At 68.8% G+C, this 22584-nt stretch carries 21 protein-coding genes; 12 read left to right on the top strand and 9 right to left on the bottom strand.

All coding sequences use genetic code 11. The features are described 5' to 3' along the window. Position 1 precedes the first annotated feature (1 nt). The 7 genes from V5F61_RS10770 (at position 2) to surE (ending at position 5793) form a co-directional block, all read left to right on the top strand. A complete protein-coding gene (locus tag V5F61_RS10770; RefSeq protein WP_393990366.1) occupies positions 2-832 on the top strand; it encodes a segregation and condensation protein A in 831 nt (276 codons plus the stop codon). Beyond that, a complete protein-coding gene (scpB, locus tag V5F61_RS10765) occupies positions 829-1536 on the top strand; it encodes an SMC-Scp complex subunit ScpB (RefSeq protein WP_393990367.1) in 708 nt (235 codons plus the stop codon). The genes V5F61_RS10770 and scpB overlap by 4 nt, the downstream gene beginning before the upstream one ends. Positions 1537-1660: 124 nt before the next feature. Continuing rightward, positions 1661-1894: a twin-arginine translocase TatA/TatE family subunit gene (locus V5F61_RS10760; protein WP_393990368.1), complete on the top strand. Its 234-nt coding sequence runs from the start codon at positions 1661-1663 to the stop codon at positions 1892-1894. A 62-nt stretch (positions 1895-1956) separates the two neighbouring features. Then, the gene (tatB, locus tag V5F61_RS10755) at positions 1957-2481 is read left to right on the top strand and encodes a Sec-independent protein translocase protein TatB (RefSeq protein WP_393990369.1); all 525 of its coding nucleotides are present in this window, start codon (positions 1957-1959) and stop codon (positions 2479-2481) included. After that, positions 2478-3284 carry a twin-arginine translocase subunit TatC gene (gene tatC, locus V5F61_RS10750; protein WP_393990370.1) on the top strand — a complete coding sequence of 269 codons (807 nt, stop codon included), beginning with the start codon at positions 2478-2480 and terminating at the stop codon, positions 3282-3284. The genes tatB and tatC overlap by 4 nt, the downstream gene beginning before the upstream one ends. Positions 3285-3482: 198 nt before the next feature. Further along, a complete protein-coding gene (serS, locus tag V5F61_RS10745) occupies positions 3483-4952 on the top strand; it encodes a serine--tRNA ligase (protein ID WP_393990371.1) in 1470 nt (489 codons plus the stop codon). Between the two features lie 73 nt (positions 4953-5025). Next, positions 5026-5793: a 5'/3'-nucleotidase SurE gene (surE, locus tag V5F61_RS10740; RefSeq protein ID WP_393990372.1), complete on the top strand. Its 768-nt coding sequence runs from the start codon at positions 5026-5028 to the stop codon at positions 5791-5793. 44 nt (positions 5794-5837) lie between these two features. Here the strand turns inward: surE and V5F61_RS10735 are convergent, their stop codons facing one another. Next, the gene (locus V5F61_RS10735) at positions 5838-6566 is read right to left on the bottom strand and encodes an SDR family oxidoreductase (protein ID WP_393990373.1); all 729 of its coding nucleotides are present in this window, start codon (positions 6564-6566) and stop codon (positions 5838-5840) included. 155 nt (positions 6567-6721) lie between these two features. Here V5F61_RS10735 and soxR point away from each other — a divergent pair, with 155 nt between their 5' ends. The 3 genes from soxR (at position 6722) to mfd (ending at position 11209) form a co-directional block, all read left to right on the top strand. Continuing rightward, complete coding sequence (gene soxR / locus V5F61_RS10730; RefSeq protein ID WP_393990374.1) at positions 6722-7189, top strand: redox-sensitive transcriptional activator SoxR; 468 nt, start codon at positions 6722-6724, stop codon at positions 7187-7189. Positions 7190-7345: 156 nt separating this feature from the next. Beyond that, entirely contained in the window at positions 7346-7642 is a 297-nt protein-coding gene (locus V5F61_RS10725; protein ID WP_393990375.1) for an FAD assembly factor SdhE, read from the top strand. 54 nt (positions 7643-7696) lie between these two features. After that, positions 7697-11209, top strand: coding sequence for a transcription-repair coupling factor (gene mfd, locus V5F61_RS10720; RefSeq protein ID WP_393990376.1), 3513 nt, complete (start codon positions 7697-7699; stop codon positions 11207-11209). Positions 11210-11370: 161 nt separating this feature from the next. On the opposite strand, the gene V5F61_RS10715 is transcribed toward mfd, so the two are convergent. The 3 genes from V5F61_RS10715 to V5F61_RS10705 all read right to left on the bottom strand — a co-directional run bounded on the left by V5F61_RS10715 (position 11371) and on the right by V5F61_RS10705 (position 14587). Continuing rightward, complete coding sequence (locus tag V5F61_RS10715; RefSeq protein WP_393990377.1) at positions 11371-11724, bottom strand: hypothetical protein; 354 nt, start codon at positions 11722-11724, stop codon at positions 11371-11373. A gap of 84 nt (positions 11725-11808) precedes the next feature. Continuing rightward, complete coding sequence (locus V5F61_RS10710) at positions 11809-12552, bottom strand: SH3 domain-containing protein (RefSeq protein ID WP_393990378.1); 744 nt, start codon at positions 12550-12552, stop codon at positions 11809-11811. Positions 12553-12748: 196 nt separating this feature from the next. Then, a complete protein-coding gene (locus V5F61_RS10705; RefSeq protein ID WP_393990379.1) occupies positions 12749-14587 on the bottom strand; it encodes an extracellular solute-binding protein in 1839 nt (612 codons plus the stop codon). Positions 14588-14823: 236 nt separating this feature from the next. Here V5F61_RS10705 and V5F61_RS10700 point away from each other — a divergent pair, with 236 nt between their 5' ends. Beyond that, a complete protein-coding gene (locus tag V5F61_RS10700; RefSeq protein ID WP_393990380.1) occupies positions 14824-15570 on the top strand; it encodes an invasion associated locus B family protein in 747 nt (248 codons plus the stop codon). Between the two features lie 255 nt (positions 15571-15825). Here the strand turns inward: V5F61_RS10700 and hspQ are convergent, their stop codons facing one another. The 4 genes from hspQ to gltX form a co-directional block, all read right to left on the bottom strand. After that, complete coding sequence (gene hspQ / locus V5F61_RS10695; RefSeq protein WP_393990386.1) at positions 15826-16149, bottom strand: heat shock protein HspQ; 324 nt, start codon at positions 16147-16149, stop codon at positions 15826-15828. A gap of 139 nt (positions 16150-16288) precedes the next feature. Continuing rightward, the gene (locus V5F61_RS10690; protein WP_393990381.1) at positions 16289-17329 is read right to left on the bottom strand and encodes an HpcH/HpaI aldolase/citrate lyase family protein; all 1041 of its coding nucleotides are present in this window, start codon (positions 17327-17329) and stop codon (positions 16289-16291) included. A gap of 146 nt (positions 17330-17475) precedes the next feature. Next, positions 17476-17733, bottom strand: coding sequence for a sulfurtransferase TusA family protein (locus V5F61_RS10685; RefSeq protein ID WP_393990382.1), 258 nt, complete (start codon positions 17731-17733; stop codon positions 17476-17478). Further along, positions 17730-19145, bottom strand: coding sequence for a glutamate--tRNA ligase (gltX, locus tag V5F61_RS10680; RefSeq protein ID WP_393990383.1), 1416 nt, complete (start codon positions 19143-19145; stop codon positions 17730-17732). The genes V5F61_RS10685 and gltX overlap by 4 nt, the downstream gene beginning before the upstream one ends. 215 nt (positions 19146-19360) lie before the next feature. On the opposite strand from gltX, the gene V5F61_RS10675 reads away from it, so the two are divergent. Continuing rightward, on the top strand, positions 19361-21586 hold the full coding sequence (locus tag V5F61_RS10675) for a ComEC/Rec2 family competence protein (RefSeq protein WP_394104036.1): 2226 nt from the start codon (positions 19361-19363) through the stop codon (positions 21584-21586). 143 nt (positions 21587-21729) lie between these two features. Here the strand turns inward: V5F61_RS10675 and lexA are convergent, their stop codons facing one another. Then, positions 21730-22443, bottom strand: coding sequence for a transcriptional repressor LexA (lexA, locus tag V5F61_RS10670; protein WP_393988405.1), 714 nt, complete (start codon positions 22441-22443; stop codon positions 21730-21732). Between the last annotated feature and the right edge of the window lie 141 nt (positions 22444-22584).

The following is a 22584-nucleotide window of genomic DNA, read 5'->3' as shown; positions in this document are numbered from 1 at the left end:
GATGGCCGCGGACGACTTCCTCGAAGGCGGCGATGAACGCCCCGAGGACGGGGAAGACGCCTTCGTGGTCGATCTCGACGGCTTCGAGGGGCCGCTCGACCTTCTGCTGGCACTGGCCCGCACGCAGAAGGTGGACCTGACGCGCATTTCCATCCTCGCCCTCGCGAACCAGTATCTGGCCTTCATCGAGGAGGCGCGGCGTGGGCGGCTGGAGCTGGCCGCGGACTATCTGGTGATGGCGGCCTGGCTCGCCTACCTCAAGTCGCGCCTCCTCCTGCCCGCGCCGCCCCAGGAGGAGGGGCCGAGCGCGGAGGAACTGGCGGCGGCCTTCGCCCGGCGCCTCAGGCACCTGGAGCGCATCCGCAAGGCGGCGGAGCAGCTGATGGCCCGCCCGCGGATGGAGCGCGACATGTTCGCCCGCGCCGAGCCGGATGCGGCCGACATGCCCCGCCGGCCCATCGCCTATACGGCGACGCTGTACGATCTGCTCTCCGCTTACGCCCGCCAGCGGCAGACGCAGGCGCTCTCCACCGTCACGCTGAAGATGCGCGCGGTGTGGTCCCTGGCCGATGCGCGCGAGCGGTTGGAGCGGCTGCTGGGCCGGGAGCTGCTTTCGGATTGGATGCGCCTCGACCAGTTCCTGGTAGAATACCTCACCCGGCCCGACCAGTGGGCGACCGCGCTCGCCTCCAGCTTCTCCGCGACCCTGGAGATGGTGCGGGAAGGGCTTATCGACATCCGGCAGGAGCGGCCGTTCGCGCCGCTGTGGCTGCGCGCCAGGGGCGGAGACCGGCAACCGGGGCGGGCGCCGGAAAGCGAAGAGGACGCATGAAGAAGCCCGCGCCGCGCATCGACCTCTTCGATGTGCGCCCCGATGACGAGCGCGCGGTCGCCTTTGTGCGCGATCTGAGGCTGATCGAGGCAATGCTGTTCACGTCGTCGACACCGCTCGATGCGCGGGCCCTGCGCCCGCGCCTTTCGGCGGGCGCGGACCTCGATGCGCTGATGGAGGCCCTTTCGGGTGACTATGCCAAGCGCGGAGTGAACCTTGCCAGGGTCGCGGGCGGCTGGATGCTGCGCACGGCGCCGGACCTTGCTCCTGAGCTTGTCGACCTCGCGCCGGAACAGCGCAAGCTGTCGCGGGCGGCGGTCGAGGTGCTGGCGATCATTGCCTACCACCAGCCCGTGACGCGGGCGGAAATCGAGGAGATCAGGGGCGTCTCCACCTCCAAGGGCACGCTGGACGTGCTGCTGGAGACCGGCTGGATTCGGTTGCGCGGCCGGCGCAAGGCGCCCGGCCGCCCCGTGACCTACGGCACCACCCCCGCCTTCCTCGTACAGTTCGGCCTCGACGCCGTTTCCGACCTGCCGGGCATCGACGAGCTGAAGGGCGCCGGGCTGCTGGACGGGCGCATCCCGGCCGGCTTTGCCATTCCTCTTCCATCCGACGATCCGGACCTGCGGGAGGACGAGGAAGCACTGGAGCCGGAGCCGCTGGACTTCACCCTCTCGCCGCCGCCCTCCGATGACGAGTGAGGCAAGGCGACCTGTGGATGCCGGGGGCCTCCTTGTTTTCGCCGCGGGCGGGGCCTAGTGTCGGCGCCCGAGTGCCCCGAGGCCGTCGCCGCCGGGGGGTTTGACCTTTCGGAGGATGACCGGAATGGGTTCGATGAGCATCTGGCACTGGATCGTGGTGCTGGCCGTGGTGCTCCTGTTGTTCGGCCGGGGGAAGATCTCCGACCTCATGGGTGACGTGGCGAAGGGCATCAAGTCCTTCAAGAAGGGCATGGCCGAGGACGAGGAGCCGGTGAAGCCGGCGGCTTCCGAGACGCCGCGCCCGCTGCCCGGCCAGACCACCAGCGCCACCGCCGAGGGTGAGAAGAAGGCCGTCTGACGGCCTATTCCCCTTATCCTCTTCGAGAAGGGCGGCCGCGCGGCCGCGGGCGTGAGGCGTTCATGTTCGAGATCGGCTGGTCCGAGCTGATGCTGATCGGCATTGTGGCGCTGATCGTCATCGGCCCCAAGGAGCTGCCTTCGGTGCTGCGCACCGTGGGGCGGACCGTGGGGAAGCTGCGCCGCATGGCCGGCGAATTCCAGGGGCAGTTCCAGGAGGCCCTGCGCGAGGCGGACATCGCCGAGATGCGCAAGGAGATCTCCGACGTCACGGACACCGCCCGCTCTTCATTGACGAGTGTCGGCGCCGGGCAGGCTTTCGATCCCCTGAAGTCCATCCGCGACGAGATCCGCGCGACGGTGGAGAACGCCGCCAAGCCCAAGGCGGAGGCTCCCGCCACGCCCGAGGTCGGGGAGGGGCCCCTACCGGCGACGCCGGTGGAGGCTCTGATTCCACCGCCGCCTGAGGAGCCGCTTCCACCGCCGGTCTTCCCCATCGAGAGCGCGCCGGCCGCCGCGCTGCCTGCATCCTCCGCACAGACCCCGGCGCCCGGACCGGCGCAGGCGCCCACGGCGAGCCAGCAATGAGTGACGAGGACGATATCGAGGCGTCGAAGGCCCCGTTGATCGAGCACCTGATAGAGTTGCGCGCGCGGCTCATAAAGTCGCTCATCGGGTTCCTTGTGGCGTTCTTCGTGTGCTTCACCTTCGCCAAGCAGATCTACAACATCCTGCTGTGGCCCTATGAGTTCGCCTCTGGCTTCGCGCCGGGGATCAAGCTCATCTACACTGCACCGCAGGAATTCCTCTTCACCCAGATCAAGCTCGGCATGTTCGGCGCGGCATTCCTGTCGTTTCCGCTGGTGGCCGCGCAGGTCTATGCGTTCGTCGCGCCGGGGCTCTACAAGCACGAGAAGGCCGCATTCCGGCCCTATCTCATCGCCACCCCCATCTGCTTCCTCATCGGCGCGGCGTTCGTCTATTTCATCGCCATGCCGCTGGCGATGACCTACTTCCTGAACATGCAGCAGGCGGGCGGCGACGGGCGGGCGGAAATCTCGCTGCTGCCGCGGGTTTCCGAATATCTTTCGCTCATCACCACGCTGATCCTGGCGTTCGGCATCTGCTTCCAGCTTCCCGTCATCCTCACCCTGCTCGCCCGCATCGGAGTGGTCACGCAGGACATGCTGCGGAAGGCGCGGCGCTATGCCATCGTCGGCGTGTTCATCCTGGCGGCGGTGCTCACGCCGCCGGATGTGATCTCGCAGCTCTCCCTTGCCCTGCCGACGCTGCTTCTCTACGAGGTGTCCGTCTATCTGGTGGGCGCCGTCGAGAAGCGGCGGGCGGCGGACGAGGCGGCGCGCGACGCGGCCGATTCCACCGCCGGCTGAGTCGGGCGGGCGCCCTCCTCATCTTCGGAATTTTCCGGGAACGCGACGGGTCGGCCCGCTGCGTCACGGCCGGGTTGGCCCGGCCATCCATGAGAGCGGCGCCAAGGGTGGCGCGGCATGGGTATCCGGCTTTGGGCCGGGTGTGATGGCAGTCACGGGGTCGACACGTCCGCGCTCTCCCCGCCGCGGAGCCTCGCCATGCACGACATCAAGTGGATTCGGGAACAGCCGGAGGGCCTGGTGGACGCCCTCGCACGGCGCGGCGGCGACACGCAGGAGGCGCGCCTTGCCGCCGACCTGCTGGTGAAGAAGCTCATCGGCCTTGATGAGCAGCGCCGCACCGCCCTTACCGGGCTGGAGGGCTTGCTGGCGCGGCGCAATGCCGCGTCCAAGGAGATCGGCCAGGCCAAGGCGCAGAAGGACGAGCCCCGCGCCCAGGCCCTCATGGCCGAGGTTGCGAAGATCAAGGAGGATGTGCCGGCGCTCGAGGCCGAGGTGAAGGCCGTGGAGCAGGAGCTCGAAGGAGAGCTCGCGGCCATCCCCAACGCGCCCCTGGCGGACGTGCCCCTCGGCAAGGACGAGCACGAGAATGTGGAGCGCCACCGCCACGGCGCCCCGCGCGGCTACGCCTTCACCCCTAAGCAGCATTTCGAGGTCGGCGAGGCCCTCGGCCAGATGGACTTCGAGACCGCCGCCAAGCTTTCCGGCGCGCGCTTCGTGGTCAACAAGGGCCCGCTGGCACGGATGGAGCGCGCGCTCGGCCAGTTCTTCCTCGACACCCACACCGGCGAGCACGGCTACACGGAAGTTAACCCGCCCATCCTGGTGCGGGACGAGGCCATGTACGGCACCGCCCAGCTCCCGAAGTTCGAGGACGACCAGTTCTCCACCACCCGCGCCGCCGATTTCGCGGCCGCCGTCGCCGAGGCGCAGGCCGCCGCCGCGCAGGAGATTGCCGCGCTGCTCGCCTCGGGCCTCGACGCGCCGAGCGCGCTCGACCGGGTGAACCTCTCGGCCCACATCCGCAAGGTGCAGGTGGCGAACCGCCTGTGGCTGGTGCCCACTGCCGAGGTGCCGCTCACCAATCTGGTGCGCGAGAGCATCCTTGCCGAGGAGGAGCTGCCGCTGCGCCTGACCGCGCTCACCCCCTGCTTCCGCGCCGAGGCGGGCGCGGCGGGGCGGGACACTCGAGGCATGATCCGCCAGCACCAGTTCAGCAAGGTGGAACTGGTCTCGGTCACCACGCCGGAAAAGTCGGGCGAGGAGCACGAGCGCATGCTCGCCTGCGCCGAGGCGGTGCTGCAGAAGCTGGACCTGCACTATCGCGTGGTGACGCTCTGCACCGGCGACATGGGCTTCGGCTCGCGCAAGACCTACGACATCGAGGTGTGGCTGCCGGGGCAGGGGGCGTTCCGCGAGATTTCCTCCTGCTCCGTGTGCGGCGATTTCCAGGCGCGGCGCATGAACGCGCGCTACCGCCCGGCGGACGGCAAGGACGGCAAGGCCACCCCGCGCTTCGTGCACACGCTGAACGGTTCGGGGGTCGCCGTGGGCCGCGCCCTGGTGGCGGTGCTGGAGACCTACCAGCAGGAGAGCGGCGCCGTGGCGGTGCCGGATGCGCTCGCCCCCTACATGGGCGGGCTGAAGCTGATCGAGAAGCTGAAGTAGGGAAGGGCGTCGTCCCGCCCCTTTCCCCGGCGGGGAGAGAGGCGGGACGGCAACGGCGGAGCGAGGCGAATTCATGCGTATCCTGGTGACCAACGACGACGGCATTCACGCCCCCGGCCTTGATGCCTGCGCCCGCATCGCGCGCACCTTCTCCGAAGACGTGTGGGTGGTGGCGCCGGAGTTCGACCAGTCGGGCGTCGCCCACTCCCTGTCGCTCTCGGACCCGCTGCGCCTGCGGCAGATCGAGGAGCGCCGCTTCGCCGTGAAGGGCACGCCCACGGACTGCGTCATCATGGCGGTGCGACATATCCTGGCCGACCGGCCGCCGGACCTCGTGCTTTCCGGCATCAACCGGGGCCAGAACATCGCCGAGGACGTGAGCTATTCCGGCACGGTGGCGGGAGCCATCGAGGGCACCATCCTCGGCATTCCCTCCGTCGCGCTGTCCCAGGCGTTCGGCATCAAGAGCCGGGAGAACCCCAGCTACATCACCGCCGAGACGCATGCGCCCAAGATCATCCGCACGCTGCTGGAGGAGGGTATTCCGCCCGGCATCGTCATGAACCTGAATTTCCCCGACCGCGCGCCGGAGGAGATCACCGGTATCGCCGCCACCGCCCAGGGCAAGCGCGACCAGAAGCTCATGCGCATCGAGGCGCGGCGCGACGGGCGCAACAATCCCTATTACTGGATCGCCTTCGAGCGCCGCATCTTCGAGACCGCCCCGGGCTCGGACCTGCGGGCGCTGGACGAGGGCCGCATCTCCGTGACCCCGCTGCGCCTCGACATGACCGACGAGCCGCTGATGACGCGGCTCGCCCTGCTGTTCGAGGGCAAGTAGCGCCGATGCTCCGCCCCCGTCGGCGGGGGTGGCGTTTCATGTTCTCACCAGGGCAGTTCGCGGCTGTCGTTTACGAAGGCGCCCGAGGGCCCCTCGGCGTCGAGCAGAGCGAACATGACGGCGATGACGGCGGCCTGTTCCGGCGTCTTCGTCCCCATGAAATGGGTGGCCTCGGTGGCCGTATAGCCCGGGCAGATGGCGTTCACCTTGATGGCTGTGTCGGCGAGCTGCTGCGCATAGCTCACGGTCAGCGCGTTCACCGCGGCCTTCGAGGCCTGGTAGGTGGGCATGGAGAATGCCGCATAGGGCCAGTCTGGGTCAGCGCGCAGGCCGAACGACGCCAGCTCCGACGACACGTTGACGATCCGCCCCTGAGGCGCCTTTCGCAGCAGGGGCAGCATGGCCTCGGTCAGGCGCGCGGTGCCCGTGACGTTCACGGCCAGCGTCTGCTCCAGCTTCTCCGTGACGGAGAGGCCGGGAGCGTGGTCGATCCCGATGCCGGCGTTATTGATGAGAATGTCGAGCCGCCCATGCTGCTCGGTAACGCGACGGGCCAGGGCGGCGACGCTGGCATCATCGGTGGTGTCGAGCTGTACGGCGCGGACGTCACGCCCGCGCGCCGCGAGAGCGGCCGCCGCCGCCTCGCCCTTCGCAAGGTCCCGCGCGCCCAGCAACACGCGCACGCCGCGCGTCGCGAGCCCGTCGGCGATGGCGAGACCAATCCCGCGGTTGGCTCCGCTGACGAGGGCGACGAGGGGAAAAGTATCGGTCATGAATGCGCTCCAGGAAATGCCGCGCATCCCTGGGATATTCACCGGGCGCGTCGGCTGCTGCGGCTACCGGTCCCGCGGACCGGAGGCGCTTGCAATGGCAAGCCGACACCTCGTATAAAACCTCAGGCATACTTGAGGTCAAGATGGTATCCTCCATGCTGGGCGCGGCAAAGCGCACCTCTCTCCTGTCAGTCGGCGAGGTGTCGCAGCGCAGCGGGGTGAGCATCTCGACCCTGCATTTCTATGAGGCCAAGGGGCTGATCGGATCGCTGCGCAGCACCGGCAATCAGCGCCGGTATTCCCGCGATATCCTGCGACGGATCGCCATCATCAAGGTGGCCCAGCGCCTGGGGATCTCGCTGGGCGAGATTTCCGATCTCCTGCGCCCCATTCCGCCCGGCACGATCCCGTCGGCATCCGAGGTCCGCGCCATGGCGGAGGGATGGCGCGCCGCCCTCCAGGCGCGCATCGACGGCCTCACCGAGCTGCGCGACCATCTCGATGGCTGCATCGGCTGCGGGTGTCTCTCGAAGGACGAGTGCCCGCTGCGCAATCCGCAAGATGAACTGGGGGCTGCCGGCAGCGGGCCGATGCTGCTGACCCACGCACGCGGCGGGGGGTGATGCGCCCCGGAGCGCCCTAAGACGCCGCAACGCGCTGGGCCAAAGGCGATGCTGGCCAAGCGAGGGCCCTTGCCTCTATAAGCGGCGTCACTACAGGAGCGGACGCCTCTTTCGCGGGGGCGGCCGTCCGTGCCGTTCCATCCGTGAGGTCTTCCCATGTCGGGCACCCAGCGTTCCAGCGCCGATCTCGATCCGCGCCGCCGGCGCCTCCTCTATCGCGCCTGGCACCGGGGCATGCGCGAGATGGACCTCATCATGGGCAAGTTCGCCGATGCCGAGATCGCCAACTTCTCCGATGCCGAGCTCGACGCTTTCGAGGCGCTCATCGACGCCCAGGACCACGACATGTTCTCGTGGATTTCCGAGACGAACCCCGTGCCGGCTGAATACGACACCCCGTTGTTCGCCCGCATGAAGGCGTTCCATGTGGAAGGGCGTGGCCTGCCCGAATAGGCCCCGCGCCCTCCTGTTCGCTTACGCGCACCCGTTCTGCTGGAGTTTCCTGAAGTGAAGCGTCCCCGCCTGCTTGCCGATGCGCTGGTGCAAGGCCGGCCCCTGACCCTTTCCCGCGTCGCGGAGGGCATGGAAGGCCTGGTGGTGGGGGATCTCGCCCGCGCCGTGGCCGCGGAGAAGAATGCGCCGTGGCCGAGCCTCACGGTGGTCTGTCGCGACGGCCAGCGCATGGCGGCGCTGGAACGCGGCCTCGCCTTCTTCGCGCCGGAACTCGATGTCCACAGCTTCCCGTCGTGGGATTGCCTTCCCTATGACCGGGCCTCCCCCAACGCCTCCATCGTGGCGCGGCGCATGGCGACGCTTGCGCGCCTCGCCCGCGTGAAGGGCGGCAAGGCGAGCGTGCTCCTCACCACCGTCAACGCCACCGTGCAGCGGGTGCCGGCGAAGGCGCTGGTGGCGGCCCAGTCGCTTTCCGCGGCGCCGGGCAACGCCATCGCCCTCGACGGGATCGTGGAATGGGCAGAGCAGAACGGCTTCCTGCGCACCCCCACCGTGCGAGACACCGGCGAATATGCAGTGCGCGGCGGGCTGATCGATCTCTACCCTCCGGGCCTCGACGCGCCCATCCGCCTCGATTTCTTCGGCGACACGCTGGAGAGCATCCGCGCCTTCGATCCGGAAACCCAGCGTACCACCGGGCAGCTGCGCTCCCTGGATCTCCTGCCCATGGCCGAGTTCCAGCTCACCACCGCAACCATGAAGCGCTTCCGCATGGCCTATGTGGCGGAGTTCGGCGCGGCGCAGAAGGGTGACACGCTCTACGAGGCCGTGAGCGAGGGCCGCCGCCACGCCGGCATGGAGCACTGGCTGCCGCTGTTCCATGAGCACATGGACACGCTGTTCGATTATGTCGCGGCGAGCCCCCTGGTGCTTGATCCGCTGGTGGAGGAAGCTGCCGGCGAGCGCATCGCGCAGATCGGCGATTACTACGCCGCCCGCAAGGAGGCGCTGGAGCTTCCAGCCGGCGGCTCCATCTACAATCCGCTGCCCACCAACCGCCTCTATCTCACCGGTCCGGAATGGACGGCCCGCATCGGCGCCGCGCGGCTGGCGCATTTGTCGCCCTTCGCGATGCCGGAGGGCGCCGCGAAGGGCGAGGTGATCGACGTGGGTGGCGTGAAGGGCCGCTCCTTTGCCGCCGAGCGGGCGGACCCCGAGGGCAATGTGTTCGACGCCGCCGTCGCCCATGTGCGGGAGCTGCAGAAGGACAAGAAGGTCATCCTCGCCGGCTGGTCGGAGGGCTCGCGCGAACGGCTCGGTACCGTGCTGGCGGACCACGACCTCACCGGCACTGCGTCCATCTCCCGCTTCGAAAGCCTCGCCGCCCTGCCCAAGACGCAGGCCGCGCTTGCCGTCTACGGCGTGGAGGCGGGGTTCGAGACGCCGGATTTCGCCCTCATCGGCGAACAGGACATCCTGGGCGACCGGCTGGTGCGCCCCAAGCGCAAGGCCCGCAAGCCCCAGGACGTCATTTCCGAGCTGACGGCGCTGACGCCCGGCGATCTCGTGGTTCACGTGGACTACGGCATCGGCCGTTTCGTGGGCCTGCAGACGGTGGATACCGGCGGCACCAGCCACGATTACCTGGAAATCCACTATGCCGAGAGCGCCAAGCTCCTGCTGCCGGTGGAGAACCTGGAACTGCTGAGCCGCTATGGCTCGGAGGAGACCGAGGCCCAGCTCGACAGGCTGGGCGGCGGCGCCTGGCAGGCCCGCAAGGCGCGGATGAAGAAGCGCATCCGCGAGATGGCTGCCCAGCTCATCAAGATCGCGGCGCAGCGCCAGCTCGGCGAGGCGCCGAAGCTCACGGTTGCCTCCGGTGTCTACGACGAGTTCCGCGCCCGCTTCCCCTACGAGGAGACCGACGACCAGGAAGCCGCCATCGACGCGGTGATTGATGATCTCGGCTCCGGCCACCCCATGGACCGGCTGGTGTGCGGCGACGTGGGCTTCGGCAAGACGGAGGTGGCGCTGCGCGCGGCCTTTGTGGCGGCGCTTTCCGGCAAGCAGGTGGCGGTGGTGGTGCCCACGACCCTGCTCGCGCGCCAGCACTTCAAGACCTTCTCCGAGCGCTTCAAGGGCCTGCCGGTGAACATCGCCCAGGCCTCCCGCATGGTGACGGGCAAGGCGCTGACGGCGGTGAAGAAGGGCCTCTCTGATGGCACCGTGGACATCGTGGTGGGCACCCACGCGCTGCTCGGCAAGAGCATCCAGTTCCGGGACCTGGGCCTCGTCATCGTGGACGAGGAGCAGCATTTCGGCGTCGGCCACAAGGAACGGCTGAAGCAGCTGCGGGCCGAGGTGCATGTGCTGACGCTCACCGCGACCCCCATTCCCCGTACGCTCCAGCTCGCCATGACCGGGGTGCGCGAGCTTTCCATCATCGCGACGCCGCCCGTAGACCGGCTGGCTGTGCGCACCTTCGTGACCCCGTTCGATCCGCTGATCGTGCGCGAGGCGCTGCTACGCGAGCGCTATCGCGGCGGCCAGAGCTTCTACGTGGTGCCGCGCATCGAAAACCTGGCGGAGGTGCAGGAGTTCCTCTCGGCCTCCGTGCCGGAGGTGAAGGTGGCGGTGGCCCATGGCCAGATGGCGGCCGGCGCCCTCGAAGACATCATGACCGCCTTCTACGATGGGCAGTATGATGTTCTGCTTTCCACCACCATCGTGGAATCCGGCCTCGACGTGCCCAATGCCAACACGCTCATCGTGCATCGGGCAGACATGTTCGGCCTTGCCCAGCTCTACCAGCTCCGGGGCCGGGTGGGCCGCGCCAAGGCGCGCGCATACGCCATCTTCACGGTGCCGGCCGCGCGGGCGGTGACGGCGCAGGCGGACCGGCGGCTCAAGGTGCTGCAATCGCTGGAGACGCTCGGTGCGGGCTTCCAGCTCGCGAGCCACGACCTCGACATCCGCGGCGCCGGCAACCTTCTGGGGGATGAGCAGTCGGGCCACATCAAGGAAGTGGGCTACGAGCTGTACCAGGAGATGCTCCAGGAGGCGATCGCCCACATCAAGGCGGGCATTACCGACTACGTGGACGACAAGTGGTCGCCCAACATCACCATCGGCACGCCGGTGCTCATTCCCGAGGATTATGTGGCGGACCTGCATGTGCGGCTCGCCCTTTACCGGCGGCTGGCCGACCTTCAGGAAGACCAGGAGATCGACGGCTTCGGCGCCGAGCTCACGGACCGCTTCGGTTCGGCGCCCGCCGAAGTGGGGCACCTGCTCCAGCTCGCCAAGATCAAGGCACTCGCCCGCGCTGCCAATGTGGAGAAGGTGGACGCCGGGCCCAAGGGCGTTGTGCTCGGCTTCCGCGGCAACGAGTTCGCGGATCCCTCCGGCCTCGTGAAGCTGATCGCCCAGGAAGGCTCGCAGGCCAAGGTGCGGCCCGACTTCAAGGTGGTGTTCCTGCGGGAGTGGCCCAGCGCGGAAGCGCGTCTGAAGGGCACGCTGGCCGTGCTCAAGAAGCTCGCCGCCCTGGCGCAGAAGAAGAGTCTCTAGGGCCAGCTCCTGGGGCGGTTCCGGCTTGGCGGTCACCGCGGGAGGCGAGCTTTACACGGCCTCCGTGCCGCAATGAAAAGCGCCGGTCCGCCCCCTCGACGGGGCCGGCCGGCGCGACTTGATCGGGACCGGTGCGGAATATCCGCCGGTCGGCCCGGACTTCACTTCTTGCCGTCGACGCCCAGCACGCCACCGACGGTGCCGCCTACGGCACCCACGGCACCGCCCACGACCGCGCCCACGGGGCCCGCGGCCTTCTCGCCGGCCTTCACGCCCTGCTGTGCGCCTTCGCCGGCACCCTTGACGCCGCCGACCACACCACCGGCCACGCCGCCGCCGACGGCGCCCACGGTGCCGCCCACCGCGCCGCCCACGGGACCCGCCGCCTTGTCGCCGGCCGCCACGCCCTGGTTCGCGCCCTGCTGGGCGCCCTGGACGACGCCCTGCGCCGAAGCCGTGCCGGAGGCCAGGGCCAGAGCCAGGAGAGCTGCTCCTGCTGCAATGCTCGTCTTCATGGCAGATCCTTTCCCGTTCCTCGTTTCGGGCGCCTGCGCACCACCGGCGATCTCACGCCGACGGGAAAGGCGCTCCGTGGCGGCTCATTGATCTACCGCCCGACGATACACATAGCCCCGCTTGTCCCCGGCCGCCACCTCACACCAGGACTTGCAGGAAAAAACGGTGACCTTGGTGCCGGCCTCCAGGGTGGCGAGCACGGAAGCGCCGCGCTGCGGAGCGGAGCGCAGGTTGATGGCCGTGGTGAGGCGTCCGTTGCGGCCCGCTGCGGGACTCTGCCCGTCCTGTGCGGAAGCCTCGGCCTTCGCGCTCTCGGCCGAAGCGTTCGGCTCCGGAACGGGATCGTCCATCGCGTCGGCATCGGCATTGTCCGCCGCGCGTGGCTCAAGGAAGGCGGGCCGGCTGAAATCCGCCGGGGTCGGCGCGGGCGCGGCAGGCGCCGGCTCCGCGGCAGGCATGGCGGGAGGGGCCACCGGCGCAGGTGACGCGGGAGCTGCGGCGATGGTGGGGACGAGCGAGGCTCTCGCCGTCGTCTCCGGGGCGGGCAACTCCGCCGCCTCCTCGGAGCGCCCGAGGCCAAGGCTGTGCAGCAGGAAGAACCCGCCCAGCACGAAGGCGGCCACGGCGCACGAGACGAGCAAAGCCCGCAGCATCACGCCACGGTCGATCTTGGTGCTGACACGCCCCTTCGCGCGGCCAGGTCCATGGCCGATGCGCGGGCGAACCGCCTGCGTGGAGCTGGAGCGACGCTCGGGGGAGGTGGAATGGGGCGGCACGAGAATCCGTTCGGATGCGGGCGCTTCGGATGCACGTCGAGGGTCGGCCATTACTCCCCTCCTCGGCGGCGGGCGCAATGGCCGCCGGATGATGTCTTTTCAAGCCCAGGGGCTTCGTTGTGCTCCACGAAGACATCCGGGCGGCCGACGCTCCGGCCCTTGCGTGAAGAACGTTCCCACCTTGGTTGCCCATTGCGGCCGATCTGTGCCGAAGTGCGGTGCCATGGTACGCGGCATGCGCGTATGGTCAACGCGCCTCATTGCGCCACCACGTTTCGGCCAGGGAGCCGTAGAGGGACGGGCGCTCGGGCCGCGCGATGCGGGTCCATCGGGCGAGCCACTGGCCAGGCGTGTGGAAGAGGGGGACACCGTAGGCGCCGGAAATCAGTGCCCTGTCGAGGGCACGCGCGGCGGCGATATAATCTTCCTCCTCATGGGCGGCGATGAGCGCCGCGATCGCGGCATCGACCGCCGGATTCTTCGCGCCCATGTAGTTGCGGGTGCCCGGCGTGTCGGCGGCGGCGGAGCCGAAGTAGAAGGCCTGCTCATTACCCGGGGAAAGGGACTGGCCCCAGATGAAGGGCACCATGTCGAACTCATAGGCGTTACGCCGCGCATCGAACTGCACCGCATCCACGAAGCGCACATTGGCGGTGATGCCGGCGCGCTTGAGCTGGGCGGCGTAGGCGAGGGTGAGGCGCTCCTGGTCGCGGGTGGCGACCATGATCTCGAAAGCGAAGGTCGCCCCTTCGGCATTCACCAGGGCGCCCTGGTGCAACTGCCACCCCGCGACGCCGAGCAGGGACAGCGCCGCCCGCAGCCGCTCGCGGTCGCGCCCGCTGCCATCGGAGACCGGCGGGCGGTAGGTGCCGGCGAGGACATCAGGCACCACGGCGTCGGGATAGGGGGCGAAGATGGCCTTCTCCCGCGCATCGGCGGGATGGCCGAGGGCGGAAAGCTCGGAGCCCTGGAAGAAGCTCGCCGTGCGCTGGAACAGGCCGTGATAGAAACTGCGGTCGAGCCATTCGAAATCGAACAGCTCGATGAGCGCCTGCCGCACCCTCTTGTCCGCGAACAGCGGCCGGCGGGTGTTGAACACCAGCGCGGAATAAGGCTTCGGCGTGCCGGTGGGGATCAGCTCCTTCACCACCTCGCCGGCGCGGGCGGCGGGAAAGTCGTAGCCGGTTTCCCAGCGGGCGGGGTCGGTCTCGAAGCGGGCATCGATCAGCCCCTTCTTGAAGGCCTCGAATTCCGAGTTCGCGTCGCGGAAGTAGGTGAAGCGCAGCTCGTCGAAATTGTAGAGGCCCTGGTTCACCGGCAGGTCGCGGCCCCAATAGCGGGGGTCACGCACCAGCGTGACGGCGGCGCCCGCGTCCACGGTGCCCACGGTGTAGGGCCCGGAGCCGACCGGGGGCGTGAGGCTCGTCTCCTCGAAGCGGGTGGGGTCGGTGCTGCCCCGCGCCAGCACGGGCATGAGGCCCATGATGAGGGGAAGCTCACGGTCCGGTCCCGCGAAGGTGAAGCGCACGGTGCGGATGTCGCGCGCCTCGGCCTTGGCGATCTTTCCGTAATAAAGCCGGTGGTTCGGCCGCCCCATGTCGCGCAGAAGGGCAAAGGAAAAGAGCACGTCGTCGGCCGTCACCGGCGCACCGTTGGAGAAGCGGGCGCGCGGGTCGAGCGTGAATTCCACATAGGTGCGCTCTGCGTCGGTGGAGAGGGAGCGCGCCAGGAGGGGGTAGAGGGTGAAGGGTTCGTCGAAGGAGCGCGCCATCAGCGGCTCGACCACGTAGTTGCGGATGAAGCCGGGCGCGGAGCCCTTCACGATGAAGGGGTTCAGGCTGTCGAACGTGCCGAGCTGGGAGAGCGTGAGCCGCCCGCCCTTGGGGGCATCCGGGTTGGCATAGGGCAGGGCCTTGAAATCGGGCGGCAGGTCGGGCGCGCCGCGCATGGCGATGGCGGGCATCTGCGCCGGGGCGGCCGGCGGCTGATTCTCCTGCGCTGCGGCGTGCCCCGGCGCGAGCCCGAGCGCAACGAAGGCCATCACGAAAGCCGCTGCCATGCGGTTCGGCGTCGATTCGCGTGCCATGGCCTCTCCTCTAGCGGCTTTCTGCATGCCCGCGGCTTGTTTCCGTGGAGGTCGGTCGTGTATTGGCCTTATTCGTCGGCAAGGTAGCACGCAAAGTCGAGCCCAGCAGGCACAGTTCGGGGCCCGCCACCTTCTTGCCTCAATTGGCCCGGAGAGAGCGCGGGTCATGAAGCAGGTGCGGGCCAGCCGTCGTGCGCAAAGGCGGACGATCGGCAGGCAGCACAGGAAAGGCCACAATGACCAAGACCCATTCCATCGCGCGGCTCACGGCGGGTGTCGCCGCAACGCTGCTCTCCGTGGCGTTGGCCGGCCCGGCGTTCTCCCAGGCGCAGCCCGCGAAGCCCGCTGCCCCCGCTCAGTCCGCCCAGCCCGCTCAGGGCGGCGCGGCTGGCGAGCCGGACGTGAAGTTCTCCGCCTCGCCGTGGCAGAAGATCTGCCAGGAAAATCCGGAGAACAAGAAGCAGGTCTGCGTGCTCACCCAGATCCTGGGGGTCGAGAACCAGGCCATCGCCAAGATCGACATCGTGGAGATGAAGGACGAGGCCAAGAAGCGCCTCAACGTCTCCGTGCCGCTCGGCATGCGCCTGCAGCCGGGCATGCGCGTGACCCTCGACAAGGACCCGGTTTCGGTTCCCTTCGTCATCTGCAACCCGATCCAGGGCGGCGGCGCCACCTGCATCGGCGACGTGGAAGTGGACGCGAGCTTCATCGCCAAGCTGAAGAAGGCCAATGCGGTCTATCTGCAGATGGTGAACGGCGTCGGCCGCACCCTCAGCCTGCCCATCTCCAATGCCGATTTCGGCAAGACCTATGACGGCCCGGGCGTCGACGCCAAGGTCGCCATGGAGCAGGAGCGCAAGCGCATGGAAGAGGCCCGCGTGAAGGCCCAGGCCCAGGAAGAGCAGAACAAGGCCGCTCTGCTGAAGAAGGGCCAGGAGCTGGAGAAGGCCAACGCCCAGGGGCAGGCTCCCGCCGGCAAGTGACCTTCGAGTGAGCTTTCGGGGCCCGTCCCAGCGCTTGGCGCGGGAGGGGCCCGTGAACGACCTGAACGTGCGGCACGCCTTCCGGAAGGGGCGTGCCGTTCGCGTTTGTCGGGTGAGTTTTGTGGCGTTCATGGCGAGCCGGCGGCCGCCGCTGCAACATGCTGGCGATAAAACGACGGCGAACGCGAAGGAACGGCTCACGCCGTTCGCCTCAGAGTTCTGCGCCGCGATGGACCGCCCGTTGCCGCCGCAGGATCAGTTCACCAGCCGGGGGAGCACCCGCCAGCGGCCTTCCGCGTCCTCCAGCAGCATCTCATTGACGCGAGGATGGCGCAGCGGCTCGTCAGAGCTGTCGAGCTCCAGGTTCTGCTCGGAGACATAGGCCACATACTCGCTGTCCGCGTTCTCGGCGAACAGGTGGTAGAAGGGCTGGTTCTTGTCCGGGCGGATGTCCTCGGGGATCGAGAGCCACCATTCATCGGTGTTGTCGAATACGGGGTCCACGTCGAACACGACGCCGCGGAAGGGGAAGTGCTTGTGGCGCACTACCTCGCCGATCCGGAACTTCGCCATCCGCATCTGCGGGGCCTCGACGTCCGCCGCGACCTCCACCGGCGGGGGCAGCGCCCCCACCATCTCCACAGTGCCAACGGCGGAGGGAGAGCGCGTCTTCTCCTGTGTGCTCATCTTCCGCCTCCTCATGCTTTGCCGGATTATCTCACAAACCGTAAGCCTTGCCCATTTCCGGGTCCTTGGCCGCGACGATCCGGGCGAGATCGACGATCACCTTGGCCTGCTTCCAGGTGGCGTCGTCCTGCATCTTGCCGTCGATCATCACAGCGCCGGTGCCGTCCGGCATGGCTTCCACGATCTTGAGCGCGAATGCCACCTCGCCCGGATCCGGAGAGAACACGCGCTTGGCGATGTCGATCTGGGTCGGGTGCAGCGACCAGGCGCCCACGCAGCCCTGGAGGAAGGCATTGCGGAACTGGCTCTCGCAGGCGGCGAGGTCCGAGAAATCACCGAACGGACCATAGAAGGGCTTGATGCCGTTGGCGGCGCAGGCATCCACCATCTTGGCGATGGTGTAGTGCCACAGGTCCTGCTGGTAGCCCACGCGCGGCTTGTCGCCGTCCGCGTCGGCCAGCACCTTGTAGTCCGGGTGGCCGCCGCCGACGCGGGTGGTCTTCATGGCGCGGGAGGCCGCGAGATCGGCCGGGCCGAGGCTCATGCCATGCATGCGCGGGGATGCGGCCGCGATCTCCTCCACGTTCTTCACGCCTTCGGCCGTTTCCAGGATGGCGTGGATGAGGATGGGCTTGCGCACAGCGTGCTTGGCTTCGAGCTGCGCCAGGAGCTGGTCGAGATAGTGGATGTCCCACGCACCCTCCACCTTCGGCAGCATGATGACGTCGAGCTTGTTGCCGATAGCCGAGACGATCTCGACGATGTCGTCGAGCACCCAGGGGCTATTGAGGCAGTTGATGCGGGTCCACAGGCCCGTGGAGCCGAAATCGGTGGCCTGGGCCATCTCGATGAAGCCCTTGCGGGCGGCTTCCTTGGCGTCGCTCGGGATGGCGTCCTCGAGGTTGCCGAGCACGACATCCACCTGCTTGGCGATATCCGACACCTTGGCGCGCATCTTTTCCAGGTGCGGCGGCACGAAGTGGATCATGCGCTCCAGACGCACCGGCAGCTCGCGATAGGGCGCGGGCGCGCCGATGGCGAGCGGCTTGAAGAACTGACGCGGAAGCTTCATGTCATCCCCCTGGCGCCGGACGGGGGGAAGGCTCCCCCACTGGCCGGGCACATTTCGAGCGGCACTGCACCATAGCTTGCACCGCTCCGCAACGCCGCTCACGCCGCGGCCGGCGGTCTTGCCCACAGCAGGCAGGCTTTCCCGGCTCAGCCCGCCTTGCGAAGGGTGAAGGTCAACCGTCCCGCGTCCACCACCCGGCTCTCAAGAACGGCGCCGGTCTCCTGGGCCACATGTGGAATATCGATCACCGCCATGGGGTCCGTGCAGGTCACCACCAGCCGGGCGCCCGGCGGCAGGGCCGAAAGGGCCTTGCGCGTGCGCAGGGCCGGCAACGGGCACTTCAACCCCATCAGGTCCAGCGCCACGGGCTCGGCCTCGGGCGCCGGCCTGCGCAGGCGGATCATCGCGCCTGGTCCTTCAGCCGCGCGAGGCTCTCCTCGCGGCCGAGCACGGCGAGCACGTCGAAGACGGGGGGCGAGGTGGTCTTGCCGGTGAGGGCGGCGCGCAGGGGCTGCGCCACGGCGCCGAGCTTCACGCCCGCCTGCTCGGCATAGGCGCGTACCACCGCCTCGGTGGCGGCCGCGCTCCACTCGGCGGCTTCCAGCAGCGGCAAGAGACGGCCGAGGTGCGCGCGGCCTTCCTCGGTGAGCAGGGCGCCCGCCTTCTCCTCCATGGGCAGCGGGCGCTCAGCGAAGATGAACTCGGCGTTGTCGAGCAGCTCCACCAGCGTCTTCGCACGCTCCTTCAGGCTGGGCATGGCGGCGGCGAGCTGGGCGCGGCGCTCCGGCGTCATGCGGGCGAGCCGGCGGGCGGCGTCGGGCAGGTGCGGCACCAGCGCCTCGACCGCGGCGAGAAGCTCGGCGTCGGAGGAGCCGCGCATGTACTGGCCGTTGAGGCTCTCCAGCTTCTGGAAATCGAACCGGGCGGCGGAGCGGCCCACCTTGTCGAGGTCAAAGTAGCGGACCATGTCCTCGGTGGAGAACACTTCCTGGTCGCCATGGCTCCAGCCCAGGCGCACGAGGTAGTTGCGCAGCGCCGCCGGCAGGTAGCCCATGTCGCGGTAGGCATCCACGCCGAGCGCGCCGTGGCGCTTGGAGAGCTTGGCGCCGTCCGGCCCGTGGATGAGCGGGATGTGCGCCATGCGCGGCACCTCCCAGCCGAGGGCGCGGTAGATCTGGGTCTGGCGGGCGGCGTTGGTCAGGTGGTCGTCGCCGCGGATGATGTTGGTCACACCCATGTCGTGGTCGTCCACCACCACCGCGAGCATATAGGTGGGCGTGCCATCCGAGCGCAGCAGCACGAGGTCGTCGAGGTCCTTGTTGGGGAAGGTGACGGTGCCCTGCACCATGTCCTCGATCACCGTCTCGCCCTCGCGCGGCGCCTTCAGGCGGATCACAGGAGCGCGGCCTTTCGGCGCCTCGGAGGGGTCGCGGTCGCGCCAGCGGCCGTCATAGCGCGGCGGGCGGCCTTCCTTGCGGGCGAGTTCGCGCATTTCCTCCAGCTCTTCCGCCGAGGCGTAGCAGCGATAAGCATTGCCCTGCGCCAGCATGTCTTCCACCGCCTGGCGATGCCGCTCGGCGCGGGCGAACTGGTAGATGGGGTCTCCATCCCAGGTGATGCCGAGCCAGGAGAGCCCTTCCAGGATCGCGTCGATGGCCTCCTTGGTGGAGCGCTGGCGGTCGGTGTCCTCGATGCGCAGCAGCATCCGGCCGCCCTTGGCCTTGGCATAAAGCCAGTTGAACAGCGCCGTGCGGGCGCCGCCGATGTGCAGGAAGCCGGTGGGGGAGGGGGCGAAGCGGGTGACGATCTCGGACATGGCGCACTCGAACCTGGGGCACCCGCCGCCCAAGGGCGCCCCGTGGGGCGCGGGCGGCGGAAACGGGGCAGGGCGCGCCGCAGGCTCCGCGACGAGACGACCGTGGCGCGCGCGAGGCGCCCGTGTAGCATAGCCGCACCGCACAAGGAACATGCGCGCGGGGCGGAGCAATGCGGGCGGGGTCGGGGGATGGCGAGAGAGGCCATGGAGGCGGCGTGACGCCGCGCTCCCGTGCGCGCGCCATCGCCGTGCCCATCGGCGCGCGATCTGCGAGCCTGCGCGTCGAGCCATTGTGGCATGCATTCGCCGCGAGGTTCCGCGCCGATCTCGCAGTCGAGGCCGAATCCGGCCGCCTTGTCCTGTGGCTTCCGGTAGCCTTCACCACCGGCATCCTCGCTTATTTCGGAGCTGCCCACGAACCCTCACTCGCCGCGGCCCTGGCGCTGACGCTCGCGCTTGCCGCTGCGACATGGGCCGCGCGACGGCAGGCCGTGCTTTGCGCCATACTCGCCGGCCTGTGTGCCTTTTCCACCGGGTTTTCGGCCGGCTGCGTGCGCACCAGCCTCATGATGCATGAGGCGCTGGCGAGTCCGCCGGCCTTTCCGATCCGGCTCTCCGGCTATGTGGAGCGCGTGGAGCGGCGCGTGGGCAGTGATCGCATCTTGCTGCGGCTCGATCCGGGCCCGATCCGTGGCATTGAGGGTCCGCCGCCGCGCCTGGTGCGCCTGTCGCTGAAGCGCGGCAGCGCACCCGAGGTGGGGGCGCACATCACACAGCTCGTCCGGCTGCTGCCGCCTCTCGGCCCGGCCATGGCCGGGGCGCACGACTTCGGCCGAGCGACATGGTTCCAGGGCATCGACGCCGTGGGCTTCGGGCTCGGGCCACCGAAGCTTAGCCCGGCACCGGTGGAAATTCCCATCCAGGTCCGGCTCTCGGCCCTGGTCGGCGATATCCGCGCCGCCCTTGGTGCACGCATCCGCGCCGTGCTCCACGGCACGCCGGCGGAGATCGCTGTGGCACTGGTCGCCGGGGACCGCTCGGCGATTCTCCCGCAGGTGGAGGAGAGCATGCGTGTGTCGGGCCTCACCCACGTCCTCTCCATCTCGGGTCTCCATATGGCGCTCGTGGCCGGCACCCTGTTCGCGTTGGCGCGGGGCGTGCTTGCGCTGGTGCCGGCTTTGGCGCTGGGTTGGCCCATCAAGGCCACCGCTGCGCTGCTCGCGATCTCGGGTAGCGCCTTCTACCTCGTGCTGTCCGGAAACGACGTTCCGGCGCAGCGCTCGTTTGTGATGACGGGCCTGGTGCTTGCAGGTGTTCTCGCCGGACGCAGGGCGCTCACCCTGCGAACCATCGCCGTGGCCGCCGTGGTGGTCCTGGGCCTCACGCCGGAAGCCGCCCTGGATCCGGGACCGCAGATGTCCTTCGCCGCCACGCTGGCTCTGGTGGCCGCCTATGAGCGGTTGCAGCCCCTGCGCGCCTTGCCCCGGCCCGAGGGCCTGCCTGCGCGCATTCTCATGCTGCCTTTGGTGTTCGTCGCCGGCACCGTGGTGACCGCGCTGGTGGCCGGCTTCGCGAGCGGGCCTTACGGCGCTTTCCATTTCCAGCGCTTCGCACCGTATGGAGTGCTCGCAAATCTCGTCGCGATGCCCGCCGTTTCGCTGCTCGTCATGCCCTTCGGCCTTCTCGGCGTGCTGCTCATGCCGTTCGGATGGGATGGGCTGGCATGGCCGGTGATGGGAGCCGGCATCGAGATCATGGTGGCGGTGTCCGACCGGGTCGCGGCGTTGCCTGGAGCCGATGCGCGAATCTACACCGTGAACACGGCGGCCCTTCTTTGGTTCACAATGGCGCTGCTCGCGCTCTGTCTGCTGCGCGGGCTGCCGAGTCTCCTCGCAGTGCCTGCGCTGGCTGTCGCGATCCTGGTGTCGGGCGCGCCACCCGCGCCGGATGTGTTGGTGGCGCCCAACGCTGCAGCCGTGGCCGTGCGCAGCGCCGATGGGCGCCTGTCGGTCATCGGCGCGAAAGGCCAGAAAATGATGGTGGAGCAGTGGCTCGCGCAAGAGGGCGCGCGGCGCACCGTGAACGGCACAGCCCTCGAAGCCGGTTTCACCTGCGATCCCCTGGGCTGCGTGGCCCCCCTGCCGGGAGGCGGAACGCTCGCGGTCTCCCGCAAGCCCGAGGGCCTTGCGGCAGATTGCCTGAACGCGAAGATCGTGGTGACGCAGGAAGCTCCGCCCCGTGGCTGCCCCGCCCGTGTGCTGACGCCGAAGGAGCTGGAGCGCACCGGCACGATTGCCTTCTTTCTGGAGCAGGGAGCTCTGCGCGAGCAGCCCGCCCGTGATCCGGCGGTCCACCGCCCCTGGATGCCGCCGCCGGCTGCTCCCCGAATGCCGGAAGGGAGGAGCAGGGGCGCCGAGGTCGACGACGCAGCCAGCGAATGAGCATCCCCTCAATCGCCGCCCACAGCCGTGCTCGAAGGCGACATCCTGTGGCTTCTGGAGGCCGCCTGGCCATGTCCCTGGCAGGAGGCCGGAGGAGGGTTCGCCCGCGACGGCCCGGGCCTGGTGAACGCGGCCTCAAGATATCAGTATCGCCGCATGAGCCCCACGAGCCTGCCCTGGATGCGCACGCGATCCGGCCCGAATATGCGCGTTTCATAGGCGGGGTTCGCGGCTTCCAGCGCAATGGAGGCGCCCTTCTTGCGCAGGCGCTTCAAGGTGGCCTCCTCCTCGTCCACCAGGGCGACGACGATGTCTCCCGTGTCCGCGCTGTCACACTTGCGGATCAGCACCGTGTCGCCGTCCAGGATGCCGGCCTCGATCATGCTGTCGCCGCGCACCTCAAGGGCGAAATGCTCGCCCTGGCCGAGCATCTCCGGCGGTACGTTCAAGGTGGCGCTGCGGCTTTGAATGGCCGAGATGGGGGTGCCCGCGGCGATGCGGCCCATGACCGGCACCACGACGCTCTGGCCGGTTTCCTCCTCGTCGTCGGCCGGGGGGCGCACCTTACCGAGGCTCCCCTCGATCACGGAGGGCGAAAAGCCGCGTCCGCCGCTGCGCTGGGTGGCGAGGCCCGGGGCGACGCTGTCCGGCAGCCGCACGACCTCCAGCGCCCGCGCCCGGTTGGGCAGGCGGCGGATGAAGCCGCGTTCCTCCAGAGCGGTGATGAGACGGTGGATGCCGGACTTGGACCGCAGGTCCAGTGCTTCCTTCATCTCATCGAAGGACGGGGGCACCCCCGTCTCCTTCAGTCGCTCATGGATGAAGCGAAGCAGATCATATTGCTTGCGCGTCAGCATCTCACCCCCCGTTTCCGGTGCTGCCGGCCAACTGCGGCGCGGGTCGTCATCCCTCCGAAAGCGGGAAGACCGCCTGCGGCAGCGTCGCAAATAATGCGAAACAAATCATGAACAGCTTCTATCTGTTCCTTTTGTGTTCCG

This window comes from Xanthobacter sediminis (genome assembly GCF_043195015.1).
Classification (GTDB): Bacteria; Pseudomonadota; Alphaproteobacteria; order Rhizobiales; family Xanthobacteraceae; genus Xanthobacter.
This window is presented reverse-complemented; position numbering and strand designations above follow the sequence as displayed.